Source organism: Micromonospora sp. CPCC 205554 (assembly GCF_036902745.1).
GTDB lineage: Bacteria > Actinomycetota > Actinomycetes > Mycobacteriales > Micromonosporaceae > Micromonospora > Micromonospora tulbaghiae.
The window spans coordinates 106375-118900 of record NZ_JBAKHP010000002.1 but is presented as its reverse complement, the minus strand read 5'-3'; the positions used below and the strand labels follow the sequence as shown (position 1 = coordinate 118900).

Here is a 12526-nt window from a genome sequence, read left to right as displayed (position 1 = left end):
GACATGTCGTTGAAGGTCGTCTCGCCGTGCACAGTCGAGCGCGCCCAAGAACCCCGATGCCGACCTCCGGCCACTGCGTCCGGGCAAGAGCCGATCAGTATCCGCTCGGAGCTGCCACTCATTCCGCCAACCGCAAGACCCGGTCGGCTCGGTCCACCACGTGCTTGTAGGTGACGACCTCGACGCGGGAGAGATGGCTGTTGTAGACGCGCAGCGCCGCGTCCACCTCGTTCTCGCTCGCCTCTTCCTCAAACTGCGGATGCCCAATGATCACCGCTGCTGAGGCCCGTCGTACGTCGATGCCCTGCTGGGCGAGCCGTGCTCGGTCCTCGTCAAGGGTCACGAGGTAGTTCATCGCCTGCGCTACCGCCCGATGTACTTCGTTGGTCGGCACCCATCGGCCCCGCTGATGGGTGAGCAGCGGGACGGCGGCCCGCTTCAACTCGACCACGTGCACGGTGCCGTCCGGCCGCAGCAGCGTCAGGTCCAACTCGATGCCGCGACTAATTCGCCGTGGCCCTAGCTTGTCCGCCAGCTGCGTCCCACCGAATATCCAGAGATTCTTCTCCAGCGCTCGCTGCAGGTCGCGCTCGCTACTGTGCCGGTTGAGAACGACGGCATCGAGTTCCCGAAGTGCCCGGCGCCGTGCTCGCAACAACACCACGTCGGCGATCTCTTCTGCCGTGGCCTGGGCGGTCGGCGTAACACCAACGCCTGAATCGCCATCGTGCAACCGGTCGAGCAGCACCTCCGTCATCCAGGTCACTTGCTCGTTCATGCCGCGGCTGACCTCAAAGGCCCCGGCTACCCCGGTTAGGTCCGTGATTACTAGACGCTTCATTTCGTTGAGGTATGCCATGAGCTCGTCGCGGGTTGCCTGTGGGTGTTCGTCGAGGAACGTGCGAGCCTTGTCGGCGACAATTGCCGCGGAGATCGAAAAGAAGTTCGTCAGTGTATTCGTGTGTCGGCTACGGGGACCGCCGAGCAACTGATACTTGATTTCCAAGTCTGGGGCGAGCATCACGTTGGTTGCGTACGAGAGGGCGTCCTCCAACCGCTCGGCGGTATCTTGGTCGCCCTCGACCCGAGCCGCGCTGTGAGCCTGACGCAGCAGGTCGGTGAGCGTCCTGCCGCCGCGATAGGGACTGCGGTATCCCATGTGCCTCTGTGCGTCCTCGACGAGGTTGCGGATGTGGTCGGAGAGGCCGTACTCGACGATCTTCCCGAGCAGCAGGCGCAGGGCATAGTCGGAGCGGACGCGCGAGCGAGGTCCAGACATGTCGGAGAGCGTTGCTCACGGGTATGACAAGACCGTCTGAGCGCAAACGACCGTGCCGGGTGCGGCTGGGAAGCGTGGTCGTTTGTCCTAGCTGCACCGGAAGACCGACCCGGGCTCAGCGCAGGGTGCGGAGGAACACGTGCCACGGCTGACGTCCAAAGCGCAGAACCGGGCCGCACGCGTCCTTGCTGTCGCGGATCAGGATGCTCCCGTTGACGGCGGCAATCTCTACGCACGCTCCGCCGTTGTTGTCGCTGCGACTCGACTTGCGCCACTTGATGCCGATCCGGTCTGTCATGCCACCTCCATTTCCTACCAGCGCCTGGCACGAGCACCGCCGAGGTGGGCGCTCAGCGCAGGGTGCGGAGGAACGCTTGCCACGGCTGACGCTCGAAGCGTAGAACCGGGCCGCCTGCATCCTTGCTGTCGCGGACTTCTACTGCCTGGTCGGCGTATCGCGCTTCGACGCAGGCTCCGTTGCTGCCGCTCCGGCTGCTCTTGCGCCACTGCGAGTCCACGTCCGCCTCCTACTCCATGGGCAGCGCGCCTCGGATCGCTTCGATCATGGCCGCCGAGTCGGTGGAGGACAGGGCCGCGGCGCGCAGGCTGTTGAACACCACCGTACAGCGGCGTACATCCTCGCCCTCCGCGTAGAGATCACCTGTCAGGCCCTCGATGTAGACCACGCTGGGGCCGTCAGCGAAGTTGAGGATGTGGAAGCTCGACAGCATGGAAGCGTAGGCACCCTCCCGGAACGGGATCACCTGGATCGTGACGTTCCATCGGCTGCCGGCATGGAGCAGGGCGGTGAGTTGGTCGGCCATGACGTCCGCACCGCCGATTTGGCGGTGTAGAACTGCTTCGTCCAGTACAGCCACCAGGCGGAGCTTTCCCGACGAGATCAACTCTTGGCGGTGCGTCCGGACGGCGACTCGCCTCTCGACCGCCTCGGGTGACGGTTCGAAGGCGTCCTCCGCCATCATCGCCCGCGTGTACGCCGGTGTCTGGAGCAGACCCGGCACCACCAGCGTCTCGAAGTTCTGTACCTCGTCGGCTGCAGACTCCAGGCCGATGTACTGCCGATACGACGAGGGTAGATCCCCGTACTTCGCCCACCAACCGCGCTGCTTCCCAGTGCGCGCCATCGACAGCAGCGTGTCGCGCAGTCCGGCATCGGTGACGCCGTAGCGATCAAGCAGCGCGTTGAGCGCTGGACCTTTGATGCCGACCCGGCCGGCCTCGATCCGCCGCAGGGTGCTCGCGGTCACCTCAATGGCCGCGGCTGCTTCCTCGGCGGTGACATCGGCCTGCTCCCGCGCTTTGCGCAACTGCGCCCCGAGCTGGAAGCGAACGAAGGTCGGACTCTCCATGGCGGTGATTGTGCCGTCGGCTGGCCTGTCGTGAACACGCGACACGCCCGCGCGACATGCGCGCCCGTTGTTGACTGATTAAAAATGCGCGCGCAAAATTAGTGGCGCATGAGCGACGTAGGAGGCGGCATGCGTGCTCGTGTGTCGTACGAGGACTACGTGGTGGCGGTCGCGCTGACCCTCGCCCGGCGGCACCGGCCGGTGTGGTCCTGGCGGCGATGCCGGCGGATCTGCCGCTGCGGCGCGGAACTGCCGTGCCGCGCACGCCATCGCATCTCGATCCGTCGCGGCCACTGGCCGGGAGAGGAGCAGACGTGACGGAGTCGCAGGTCCGGCAGATCCTGTCGGTGCACGTACCCGGCCTCGACGGCTTCTGCACGGGGTGCCGGGCATGGTGGGCGCGCCTGTCCCCGTACCCCTGTCAGCAGGTCGAATGGGCGGCCCGCCGGCAGGCGCGGACCGCCACGCGGCGCTTCCTGGACGGCCTCCGGTGACCACCCACGGGCCGGTTCTTCCAGTGTGGAGCTGCGGTGGGTGTGGCGCTCCGTGGCCCTGCCCGACGCGGCGTCGTGAGCTGCGGGCCGAGTTCGCCGGAGCGCCGGTGTCGTTGGGCTTGTACATGGGGTCTTATCTGGTGTGGGCGGCGGAGGATCTGACCTGGGTGCCGGCCGGGGTGTTGCATCAGCGCTTCCTCGGGTGGGTGCGATGAGTGTCATTCGGCCGGGCGACGAACGGTTTCATTACTGCGACGGCTCGCATCGATGGGTGCCGCTCGATCCTGACTTCGACCAGGAGGTCTGGGAGGCCATGGTGCGCGAACACCAACAGCGGCACCTGGAGGAGATCTCCCGAGGGCTTCGTCCCCGTCGGCCCAAACGGCCATAGGTGCCCACTGTCACACCCCATCGTGTACGCGAGCTGGAATGCTCGGGGGATGAGCACGACCGACATCTATCGGGTCTTCGCCGAGCGTGAGACGCGCGGCGTGTCCCCGGCGTACGAGCGGTTGTCGCGGTCGGTAGCCGGCGACCCGGATCTGCTCGCCCTGCTCGACACGCTGCCGCCGGCGAAGCGTCAGCCGAACCTGCTGTTCGGGGTGGTGCGGCTGCGCGGCGGGCCGGTGGACGACCCGGCGGCGTTCCGCGCGTACGTGATGGGGCACTGGCCGGACGTCTCGGCGCAGATGCGGGTGCGGGCGACGCAGACGAACGAGGCGGGGCGCTGTGCGGTGCTGCTGCCGGTGCTCGCCGCGTTGCCGCAGCCGCTGGCGCTGCTGGAGGTGGGCGCGTCCGCCGGGCTGTGCCTCTACCCGGACCGGTACGCCTACCGCTACGGCGACCGGCGGGTCGGCGACGGCGAGCCGGTGCTCGACTGTGACCTGACCGGCACCGACCCGCCGGAGCGGCGCCCGGAGGTGGTGTGGCGGGCCGGGCTCGACGTGAACCCGCTCGACGTCACCGACCCGGCCGACGTGGCCTGGCTGGACGCGTTGATCTGGCCGGAACACCGGCACCGCCGGGAGCGGCTGCGCGCGGCGGCTGCGGTCGCGGCGGCCGATCCGCCGCTGCTGGTACGCGGTGACCTGGTCGACGACCTGCCGGCGCTGGCCGAGCAGGCCCCGGCCGGGGCGACGCTCGTGGTGTTCCACAGCTCGGTGCTCTACCAGGTGCCGCAGCCACGGCGGGAGGCGTTCACCGCGCTGGTCCGCACCCTGCCCGGCCACTGGATAGCCAACGAGGACCCGTCGGTCCTGCCCCACGCCGACCTGCCCGAGCCGCCCGCCCAAGGCTTCCACAACGTCCTGGCCCTGGACGGCCGCCCCCTGGCCTGGACGACAGGCCACGGCCAGTCCCTGACCTGGCTCCCCTGACCCGCCCCATCCTTTTCTTCGGCGATCATGAAGTTGGCGGCGCGACACGCCGACGCGACGGCCGTCAACTTCATGATCGACCGGTGGGGGCGCGGGTATGTGCGCCGAGCGAGCCGTGGTCGGCACCGAGCGTGAGGACGGGACAGCGAAGAGTGGCCGCTCTGGCTAGGGTTGACGATCTCGGCGGAGGGAGACGTCATGCGCACCCGGATGCTCCTCGCGTCGACGCTGCCCCTGCTCTGGGGTGCTGTCGCCGGCTGGTGGACCCCGCGCGGGCCCGGCACGGTGGGCACGGCACTCGCCTCCGTCGCGGTGAGCCTGGCCGTCGGGCTGGCCGTCGGGTGGCTGGGCCGGTCCCGCTGGTTCATGCTCGTCGCGCCGGTGATCTTCGCGGTGGCTGTCGAGCTGGTCCGGCTGCGGCTGCGCGGGCCCACCGTCGACCGTCCGCACCTGTCCGGCTTCGGTGTCGTGGCGCTGCTCGCCGGCCGGGGCGTACACGGACTCCTGACCTTGTTGCCGCTGCTGGTCGGCGCCGCCTACGGCGCCGGCCTGGCACGTCGCCTCGGCGCGGTGCCGCCGCGCCGGCCGGTGCCGCGCTGGGCGGGCCGGGTCGGCGTCGGCCTGCTGGCCGCGTTGCTCGCGCTCGTCACCGTCGGCGTGGCCGTGCCGGGCCGTACCGACCCGATCCCCGGCGGCATCGCCCGCTTCGACACCGTCGACTCGTCCGGGCGCGAGCTGGGCCTGCTGATCCGGGGTACGGACCGCAGCGCGCCGGTGCTGCTCGTGGTGCCCGGTCCGCCCGGCGGCTCGGAGATCGGCGCGGTCCGTCGCCACCTGCCCGAGTTGGAGCGCCGATTCGTGGTGGCCGTCTGGGACCGTGCCGGCGGGCCACGCTCCTGGTCGGGGTTCCGCGCCCCGTCGGGCTGGCGCCTGGACGACGAGGTGGACGACCTGGTCGCGGTGGCCCGGCACCTGCGGGAACGGCTGGGCCGGGAGCGGATCCACCTGGTCGCTCACTCCGGCGGCACCATCGCCGGCCTGCTCGCCGTGCGACAGCACCCGGAACTGTTCGCCGCGTACGTGGGCGTCGGGCAGGTGGTGAGCCTGCGCGAGGCCGACCGCAGCCAGTACGCCGACACCGTGGCCTGGGCCCGCCGCACCGGCCGGACGGCGCTCGCGGACCGGATGACCGCGCAGGGTCCGCCGCCCTACCGCGACGTCTGGGCGTACGAGCCGTTGCTGACCAACGAGGCCGGGGCCTTCCCGGTCGACCGGGAAGGCGCGAGCGAGGACGAGACCGGGACCGTCGGCAACCTGGGCGTCTCCGAATACAGCCTGCTGGAGAAGGTGCACCTGTTCGGTTTCCTGGACGGCTGGGACGTGCTCTACCCCCGGTTGCAGGAGATCGACTTCCGGCGTGACGTGCGGCAGCTCGCCGTGCCGGCGTACTTCGTGGACGGCGCGCAGGAGGTGCCGGGCCGGCTGCGCCTGTTCGACGAGTGGTACGCGCAGCTCCAGGCGCCGCGCAAGGACCGTCTGGTGATCCCGCGCGCCGGGCACCGTTCGATGTTCGAGCGGCCCGAGGCGTTCGTGCCGTACCTGGAACGCCTCGGGACCGACGGCGGCCCGGGCGGCAACTAGGGCGGGCAGGGGCGTCCGTAGACTTCACCGGTGCGTGACGAGCTGGCGGGACGGCCGCTTACCGAACCGCACCCGTCGCGGCTGTCGCCGGATCACCCCGGGCGGGAGCGCATCCTCGCCGCGCACGCCGCCGCCCTGGCCGCCGGGGAGGCCGGCTACCTGGACCCGGAGACCGGGCTGTTCGTGCTCAGCGCCGGGTTCCTGGCCCGGCGCGGCACGTGCTGCGGGCGAGGCTGCCGGCACTGTCCGTACGTGGCCGATTAGGGGGCTTCCGTCCCCGCTGGGGCACGCCGTACGGTGTCCGACGGAACTCCGGCGGGTCGGACCCGCCGCCGACCGCGGAGGTCTCCCGTGCGTGCCCGTATCTGGCTGGCCGTCCCGGCCGTCCTGCTCGCCGCCGGCTGCGCCGAGGAGGCGCCGACCGACGCCGGGCCGCCCGCCCCGCCCCCGCCGGTTCCGGTCGCGGCGGCGTCCTCCGGCGGGGCGTGCCGGCTCCTCGACTTCGCGGTGATCGCCGAGCACACCGGCGGCACGTTCGACGTGGCGGCGGCCACCGAGCGGGGCGACACCCACACCTGCGTGGTCCGTGCGGCCGGCGCGGTGCTGCCGGAGCTGACGCTGTCGGTGACCGAGACGTCGATCGACGCGGCCACGTTCGCCCTGGACGTGCAGCCGGGTGGCGCGGCGAAGATCAGCAAGCTGGGCAAGGCCGCCTACCGGCGCACCCTGCCCAAGACCGCGAAGTCCGGACCGGCCGCCGAGGTCGGCTGGCTGGCCACCGAGGGACGGCTCGCCACCCTGCGCTGGACCGCCCCGGCCGGCACCGCGAAGGCGGAGGCGGACAAGACGGCCGGCAAGCTGGTCACGCTGGCCAAGGTGATCGACACCCGGCAGCTCTAGCCGGGAGCCGCGTCAGCGGGCCGCGACGAACACCCGGGACGCCACCTCGCGGGGAAGGCGAACCCGGTCGCCGGAGCGGTCGATGGAGACGGCGTCGCGTTCCTGCGCCACAGTCACTGTCGCGCCCGGGTCGACACCGGCGGCGTGCAACTGCCGGAGCACGTCCGAGTCGGTCTGCACGCTCTCGCAGATCCGCCGCACCACGACCGGGCCGGACAGGCCGGGGAAGGCCAGGTTGCGCTCGCCCTCGACAGCGTCGGCAGGCGTCTGGCCCGGGTCGCCCAGCTCCGCCAGGCCCGGGATCGGGTTGCCGTACGGCGAGCGGGTCGGGCGGTTGAGCAGGTCGAAGACCCGCTTCTCCACCGCGTCGCTCATCACGTGCTCCCACCGGCAGGCCTCTTCGTGGGCCTCCTCGTAGGGCATCCCGATCACGTTCACCAGCAGCAACTCGGCCAGCCGGTGCTTGCGCATCACCGACACGGCGGTGTTGCGGCCCTGCGGCGTGAGAGTCAGGTGCCGGTCGCCCTCGACGGTGAGCAGGCCGTCGCGCTCCATGCGGGCGACGGTCTGGCTGACGGTCGGACCACTCTGCTTCAGCCGCTCGGCGATGCGGGCACGAAGCGGCGGCACCCCCTCCTCCTCGAGTTCGAGGATGGTGCGCAGGTACATCTCGGTGGTGTCAACAAGGTCGTGCTTCACGTCTGCGGCCTCCTGGGCTCCGATGGTACCCGCTCCCACCGACCATCGACGCAGGCGAAGCCGGAGGTGGCGGGCCGAATGGTGTTGACTGGGCCGCATGCCCGCCACCGCAGACCTGCTGGTCGAGCCCGACCGGCTCGCCGCCGAACTCGATCACGCCGACCCGCCGACCCTGCTCGACGTCCGCTGGCGGCTGACCGGCCCGCCCGGACGCGACGACTACACCGACGGCCACCTGCCCGGCGCCGTCTTCGTCGACCTGGACACCGCGCTGTGCGGGCCGCCCGGCGCCGCCGGCCGGCACCCGCTCCCGGACCCGGCGGCGTTGCAGGCCGCGCTGCGGGCCGCGGGCGTCCGCGCCGGTCGTCCCGTCGTGGTGTACGACGGCGGCGACGGCATGTCCGCCGCCCGCGCCTGGTGGACGCTGCGCTGGGCCGGGCACCGGCAGGTGCGGGTGCTGCACGGCGGCTTCCCGGCCTGGACGGCCGCCGGCCTGCCGGTCGACACGAGCGTGCCCGCCCCGGCTCCCGGCGACGTGACAGTGGCGCCCGGCGCGTTGCCGGTGCTCGACGCAGCCGCTGCCGCCCGGCTCGCCGCCGCCGGGCCCGGCGTGCTGATCGACGTACGGGCCGCGCCCCGCTACCGGGGCGAGCACGAGCCGGTCGACCCGGTCGCCGGGCACGTGCCGGGCGCGGTCAACGTGCCCGCCCCGGAGTACGTCACGCAGGGCCGGTTCCCCGGCGCCGAGGCGCTGCGGGAGCGGTTCGCCGCCGCCGGGGTGGACGCGGACACGCCGGTCGGCGCGTACTGCGGCTCCGGGGTGACCGCCGCGCAGGCGGTGCTCGCGTTGCACCTGGCCGGTCGTCCGGACGCCGCGTTGTACGTCGGCTCGTGGAGCGAGTGGGTGGCCGACCCGGACCGTCCGGTCGCGACCGGCGGCACGTCCGGCCGGTGAGCGCACGACTGGTGGGCGCGCCCCGGGCCACGTGCGACGATGGCCGCATGGCCGACGACACGGTGGTGGTGTGGGACGAGGGTCTCCTCGCCTACGACATGGGCGACCATCCCCTCGACCCGGTCCGGGTCGAGCTGACCATGGCGCTCGCCCGCGAGCTGGGTGTGCTGGACCGGCCCGGCGTGCGGCTGGTCAAGCCCGAGCCGGCCGACGACGCGCTGCTCACCCGCGTACACGATCCGGCCTACCTGGACGCGGTGCGGTCCGCGCCGCGCGACCCGCTGTTCGCCGGCTTCGGTCTGGGCACGTCGGACAATCCGGTCTTCGACGGGATGCACGAGGCGAGCGCGCTGATCGCCGGCGCCACGACGGCCGCCGCGGAGGCGGTGTGGCGCGGCGAGGCCCGGCGCGCGGTGAGCGTGGCCGGCGGGCTGCACCACGCGATGCCCGCCCGGGCCGCCGGGTTCTGCGTCTACAACGACCCGGCCGTGGCCATCGCGCGGCTGCTCGACCTCGGCGCGGAGCGGATCGCGTACGTCGACGTGGACGTGCACCACGGCGACGGCGTGCAGGAGATCTTCTACCGCGACCCGCGGGTGCTCACGATCAGCCTGCACGAGACGCCGCTCGCGCTGTTCCCCGGCACCGGTTTCCCGGACGAGACCGGCGGCCCGGGCGCCGAGGGCAGCGCCGTCAACGTGCCGCTGCCGCCGGGGGTGGGCGACGCCGGCTGGCAGCGGGCGTTCCACGCGATCGTGCCGTCGGTGCTGCGCGCGTTCCGGCCGCAGGTGCTGGTCACCCAGTGCGGCGCCGACGGGCACCGCAAGGACCCGCTGGCCGACCTGCACCTCTCGGTGGACGGGCAGCGGGCCACCTACCGCGCGCTGCGGGCGCTCGCCGACGAGCTGTGCGACGGCCGCTGGGTCGCCACCGGCGGCGGCGGGTACGCGCTGGTCGAGGTGGTGCCCCGGGCCTGGACCCACCTGCTCGCGATCGCCACCGGCGAGCCGGTCGACCCGGCCACGCTGACCCCGCCCGGCTGGCGGGAGCTGGCCGCGCGGCGGCGGCCCGGGCACGACGTGCCGTTGCGGATGACCGACGACGTGGACCCGTCCTACCAGCCGTGGCAGCCCAGCGGCGAGCCGAACGCGGTGGACCGGGCCGTCGCGGCCACCCGCAAGGCCGTCTTCCCGCTGCTCGGGCTCGATCCGCACGATCCGCGCGACTGAGCCGGCGGCAGGGGAGGACCGACCGGTGACCACCGTGGAACAACCGCTGGACGTGCTGCTCAGCGACGGTACGACCGTCCAGCTGCGACAGATCCGTCCGGAGGACGCGCCCGAGATCGTGGCCATGCACGGCCGTTTCTCGGAGCGCACCCGATACCTGCGGTACTTCTCGCCGTACCCGCGTATCCCGGAACGCGACCTGAAGCGTTTCGTCAACGTCGACCACCGCGACCGGGAGGCGTTCGTGGTGCTGGCCGGCGAGCGGATCGTCGCCGTCGGCCGGTACGAGCGGCTCGGCCCCTCCTCGCCCGAGGCCGAGGTGGCGTTCGTGGTCGAGGACGCCTACCAGGGCCGGGGCATCGGCTCGGTGCTGCTGGAACATCTGGCCGACGCGGCCGGACGCAACGGCATCGTGCACTTCGTCGCCGAGGTGCTCCCGGCCAACGGGGCGATGCTGCGGGTCTTCGCCGACTTCGGCTACCAGGTCCAGCGCCAGTACGCCGACGGCGTGGTGCACCTGAGCTTCCCGATCGCGCCCACCGAGGCGACCCTGGAGGTGCAGCGCGGCCGGGAGCACCGCACCGAGGCGCGGTCGATCGCCCGGCTGCTCGCGCCGCGCGGCATCGCCGTGTACGGCGCGAGCACCACCGGCCAGGGCGTCGGCGCGGCGCTGCTGGGGCACCTGCGCGACGGCGGCTTCGCCGGGGCGATCGTGCCGGTGCACCCGAGCGCCGCGACGGTGGCGGGGCTGCCCGCGTACCCGTCGGCGGCCGACGCCGGCGAGGACGTCGACCTCGCCGTGGTGGCGGTCCCGCCGGACGCGGTGACCGACGTGGTCCGCGACGCGGCCCGCGCGGGCGCGCACGGCCTGGTGGTGATCTCGGCCGGGTTCGCCGAGTCCGGCCCGGCCGGTGCGGCGGCGCAGCGCGCGCTGGTCCGCGCCGCGCACCTGGCCGGCATGCGGGTGGTCGGCCCGAACTGCCTCGGCGTCGCCAACACCGACCCGGCGGTACGCCTCAACGCCACGCTCGCCCCGGTGCTGCCCGCGGCGGGCCGGGTCGGCGTGTTCAGCCAGTCCGGCGCGTTCGGGGTGGCGCTGCTGGCCGAGGCGTCCCGCCGTGGGCTCGGGCTGTCCAGTTTCGTCTCGGCCGGCAACCGGGCCGACGTGTCCGGCAACGACCTGCTCCAGTACTGGCAGGACGACCCGGCCACCGACGTCATCACGCTCTACCTGGAGACGTTCGGCAACCCGCGCAAGTTCGCCCGGCTGGCCCGGCGCATCGGCCGCAGCAAGCCGGTGGTGGCGCTGGCCTCGCTGGCCCGGCCGCCGGGCGTGGGGGAGGCGCCCGCGCTGGACGCGGCGGCGGTGAGCGCGTTGTTCGCCCAGTCCGGGGTGATCCGGGTGGACACCGTGTCCGAACTGCTCGACGTGGGCGTGCTGCTGGCCCACCAGCCGCTCCCGGCCGGGCGTCGGGTCGCGGTGGTGGGTAACTCGTCGGCGCTGACCGGGCTGGCCGCGACCGCCTGCGCCGCCCAGGGACTGACCGTCGCCGACGGCTACCCGCAGGACGTCGGGCCGAGCGCCGGGGCCGCCGCGTACGCCGCCGCGCTCGGCGAGGCGGTCGCCGACGAGCGGGTGGACGCCGTGGTGGCGGTGTTCGCGCCGCCGCTGCCGGGGCAGCTCGCCGACCCGGTGGCCGACTTCGCGGCGGCGCTGCCCGACGCGCGGGTCACCGGCAAGCCGGTGGTGGCGACGTTCCTGGCCGGGCTGGTGCCGGCCGGGGTGCCGGCGTACCCGAGCGTGGAGGAGGCGGTGCGCGCGCTGGGCCGGGTGACCGCGTACGCGGACTGGCTGCGCCGGCCCGCCGGTGTGCTGCCGGAACTGGCCGACGTGGACCGGGCGGCGGGGCACGCCGCGCTGCGGCCGGACGGCGCCGACGCGGCGGCGTTGCTGCGCGCGTACGGGATCGGCGTGGTGGAGTCGGTGCCGGCCGGCAGCGCGGACGAGGCGCTGGCGGCGGCCGACCGGCTCGGCTGGCCGGTGGCGCTCAAGGCCGCCGCCCCCGGGCTGCGGCACCGCCTCGACCTCGGCGCGGTACGCCTCGACCTGGCCGACGCCGTCGCGCTGCGCCGCGCGTACGCCGAGATGGCCCCGGTGTTCGGCGCGGAGGTGCTGGTCCAGCCGATGGTCGCGCCGGGCGTGGCGTGCGTGGTGGAGCTGGTGGAGGATCCGGCGTTCGGGCCGGTGGTCGGGTTCGGGCTGGGTGGCGTGGCGACCGAGCTGCTGGGCGACCGGGCCTGGCGCGCGGTCCCGCTCACCGACCGGGACGCCGCCGAGCTGGTCGACGAGCCCCGGGCCGCGCCGCTGCTGCGCGGGCACCGGGGGGCCGCGCCGGTGGACCGCGCGGCCCTGGTCGACCTGCTGGTGCGGGTCGGCCGTCTCGCCGACGAGCAGCCCCGGGTGCGGTCGCTCACGCTCAACCCGGTGCTGGCCCGGCCGGACGGCATCTCGGTGCTGCACGCCACTGTGCGCACCGGCGCCGAGGCCGCCCGCCCGGACACCGGCCCGCGAAGGTTGTAGAC

General features: G+C 73.2%; 14 protein-coding genes. 9 read left to right on the top strand and 5 right to left on the bottom strand.

What is annotated here, in order from left to right; genetic code table 11:
• Nucleotides 1-118 precede the first annotated feature (118 nt).
• The 4 genes from V6U82_RS03610 to V6U82_RS03595 all read right to left on the bottom strand — a co-directional run bounded on the left by V6U82_RS03610 (nt 119) and on the right by V6U82_RS03595 (nt 2649).
• Complete coding sequence (locus V6U82_RS03610; RefSeq protein ID WP_334459186.1) at nt 119-1279, bottom strand: Shedu anti-phage system protein SduA domain-containing protein; 1161 nt, start codon at nt 1277-1279, stop codon at nt 119-121.
• Nucleotides 1280-1394: 115 nt separating this feature from the next.
• Entirely contained in the window at nt 1395-1577 is a 183-nt protein-coding gene (locus tag V6U82_RS03605; RefSeq protein ID WP_334459185.1) for a DUF397 domain-containing protein, read from the bottom strand.
• 52 nt (nt 1578-1629) lie between these two features.
• A complete protein-coding gene (locus V6U82_RS03600; protein ID WP_334459182.1) occupies nt 1630-1797 on the bottom strand; it encodes a DUF397 domain-containing protein in 168 nt (55 codons plus the stop codon).
• Between the two features lie 9 nt (nt 1798-1806).
• Nucleotides 1807-2649: a DUF5753 domain-containing protein gene (locus V6U82_RS03595; RefSeq protein WP_334459180.1), complete on the bottom strand. Its 843-nt coding sequence runs from the start codon at nt 2647-2649 to the stop codon at nt 1807-1809.
• Nucleotides 2650-2778: 129 nt separating this feature from the next.
• Here V6U82_RS03595 and V6U82_RS03590 point away from each other — a divergent pair, with 129 nt between their 5' ends.
• From V6U82_RS03590 to V6U82_RS03565, 6 genes are all read left to right on the top strand, one after another.
• Complete coding sequence (locus tag V6U82_RS03590) at nt 2779-2967, top strand: hypothetical protein (protein WP_334459178.1); 189 nt, start codon at nt 2779-2781, stop codon at nt 2965-2967.
• Nucleotides 2964-3143, top strand: coding sequence for a hypothetical protein (locus V6U82_RS03585; RefSeq protein ID WP_013284757.1), 180 nt, complete (start codon nt 2964-2966; stop codon nt 3141-3143). The genes V6U82_RS03590 and V6U82_RS03585 overlap by 4 nt, the downstream gene beginning before the upstream one ends.
• A 440-nt stretch (nt 3144-3583) precedes the next feature.
• The gene (locus V6U82_RS03580) at nt 3584-4519 is read left to right on the top strand and encodes a DUF2332 domain-containing protein (RefSeq protein WP_334459175.1); all 936 of its coding nucleotides are present in this window, start codon (nt 3584-3586) and stop codon (nt 4517-4519) included.
• Between the two features lie 198 nt (nt 4520-4717).
• Nucleotides 4718-6160 carry an alpha/beta hydrolase gene (locus V6U82_RS03575; protein WP_334459174.1) on the top strand — a complete coding sequence of 481 codons (1443 nt, stop codon included), beginning with the start codon at nt 4718-4720 and terminating at the stop codon, nt 6158-6160.
• 30 nt (nt 6161-6190) lie between these two features.
• A complete protein-coding gene (locus V6U82_RS03570) occupies nt 6191-6424 on the top strand; it encodes a DUF5522 domain-containing protein (RefSeq protein WP_071096262.1) in 234 nt (77 codons plus the stop codon).
• Nucleotides 6425-6511: 87 nt separating this feature from the next.
• A complete protein-coding gene (locus V6U82_RS03565) occupies nt 6512-7060 on the top strand; it encodes a hypothetical protein (RefSeq protein ID WP_184977133.1) in 549 nt (182 codons plus the stop codon).
• 12 nt (nt 7061-7072) lie between these two features.
• Here the strand turns inward: V6U82_RS03565 and V6U82_RS03560 are convergent, their stop codons facing one another.
• Nucleotides 7073-7759, bottom strand: coding sequence for a metal-dependent transcriptional regulator (locus V6U82_RS03560; protein ID WP_026268035.1), 687 nt, complete (start codon nt 7757-7759; stop codon nt 7073-7075).
• 97 nt (nt 7760-7856) lie between these two features.
• Between V6U82_RS03560 and V6U82_RS03555 the strand changes: the two genes are divergently transcribed.
• From V6U82_RS03555 to V6U82_RS03545, 3 genes are read left to right on the top strand one after another with little or no spacing between them, the layout of a single operon-like run.
• The gene (locus V6U82_RS03555) at nt 7857-8714 is read left to right on the top strand and encodes a sulfurtransferase (RefSeq protein WP_334459169.1); all 858 of its coding nucleotides are present in this window, start codon (nt 7857-7859) and stop codon (nt 8712-8714) included.
• Nucleotides 8715-8761: 47 nt separating this feature from the next.
• Nucleotides 8762-9943 carry an acetoin utilization protein AcuC gene (locus V6U82_RS03550; protein WP_334459168.1) on the top strand — a complete coding sequence of 394 codons (1182 nt, stop codon included), beginning with the start codon at nt 8762-8764 and terminating at the stop codon, nt 9941-9943.
• Between the two features lie 25 nt (nt 9944-9968).
• A complete protein-coding gene (locus V6U82_RS03545; RefSeq protein WP_334459167.1) occupies nt 9969-12524 on the top strand; it encodes a bifunctional acetate--CoA ligase family protein/GNAT family N-acetyltransferase in 2556 nt (851 codons plus the stop codon).
• The last annotated feature ends 2 nt before the right edge of the window (nt 12525-12526 follow it).

Coding starts and splice junctions, on each gene's coding strand:
- V6U82_RS03610 (WP_334459186.1), bottom strand. CDS start 1,279: ATGTCTGGACCTCGCTCGCGCGTCCGCTCCGACTATGCCCTGCGCCTG.
- V6U82_RS03605 (WP_334459185.1), bottom strand. CDS start 1,577: ATGACAGACCGGATCGGCATCAAGTGGCGCAAGTCGAGTCGCAGCGAC.
- V6U82_RS03595 (WP_334459180.1), bottom strand. CDS start 2,649: ATGGAGAGTCCGACCTTCGTTCGCTTCCAGCTCGGGGCGCAGTTGCGC.
- V6U82_RS03590 (WP_334459178.1), top strand. CDS start 2,779: ATGCGTGCTCGTGTGTCGTACGAGGACTACGTGGTGGCGGTCGCGCTG.
- V6U82_RS03580 (WP_334459175.1), top strand. CDS start 3,584: ATGAGCACGACCGACATCTATCGGGTCTTCGCCGAGCGTGAGACGCGC.
- V6U82_RS03575 (WP_334459174.1), top strand. CDS start 4,718: ATGCGCACCCGGATGCTCCTCGCGTCGACGCTGCCCCTGCTCTGGGGT.
- V6U82_RS03555 (WP_334459169.1), top strand. CDS start 7,857: ATGCCCGCCACCGCAGACCTGCTGGTCGAGCCCGACCGGCTCGCCGCC.
- V6U82_RS03550 (WP_334459168.1), top strand. CDS start 8,762: ATGGCCGACGACACGGTGGTGGTGTGGGACGAGGGTCTCCTCGCCTAC.